Annotated in this window: 1 pseudogene; it reads left to right on the top strand. The window is 50.9% G+C overall.

What is annotated here, in order from left to right:
- A pseudogene (locus DXXMK7_RS00020) lies at positions 1–796 on the top strand (IS3 family transposase); the annotation flags it as partial.

The following is a 796-nucleotide window of genomic DNA, read 5'->3' on the forward strand; positions in this document are numbered from 1 at the left end:
GAAGTCCGTTGAAGCCGGACGTACCGTCAAAGACGTCTGCCGCGAAGCGGGAATATCCGAGGCTTCGTACTACAACTGGAAAGCGAAGTTTGGCGGAATGGAAGCCTCTGATATCAAAAAGATGAAAGATCTGGAGGACGAAAACCGGCGACTGAAACAGATGTTTGCCGATCTCAGTCTGGAGTGCCGGGCACTCAAAGATGTTATTGAAAAAAAGCTTTAAAACCAGCGATAAAGCGTGAGCTCGTCAGTTATCTGACCGCGCAGTTTACGATGAGCATCCGCCAGGCATGCAGGACGTTATCGTTGAGCAGGACGGTCTATTTTTATCAGCCTGACACCCGGCGTGATGAGCCGGTCATTCAGGCACTGACCGACATGGCGGAACGCTATCCGCGATACGGCTTCAAGAAGTTGTTCCAGAAGCTACGCAGGCAGGGGCATGCATGGAATCACAAACGCGTTCATCGTATTTATTGCTTACTGAAACTGAATTTTCGTCGTAAAGGAAAGCAACGTTTGCCCGTGCGTGATCCAGCACCATTGGCGACGCCGGAACACCTGAATCAGAGCTGGTCAGTGGATTTTATGCATGATGCGCTGGTATGCGGCAGACGTTTTCGTACGTTTAACGTGGTGGATGATTTTAATCGTGAAGTGCTGGCGATAGAAATTGACCTGAATATACCGGCACAACGCGTTGTTCGGGTGTTGGACAGGATAGTGGCAAACCGAGGGTATCCGCTAAAGATGCGGATGGATAACGGCCCGGAGCTGGTTTCGCTGACGTTGGCAC

The sequence above is a fragment of the Dickeya sp. MK7 genome (genome assembly GCF_000406305.1).
GTDB lineage: Bacteria > Pseudomonadota > Gammaproteobacteria > Enterobacterales > Enterobacteriaceae > Dickeya > Dickeya fangzhongdai.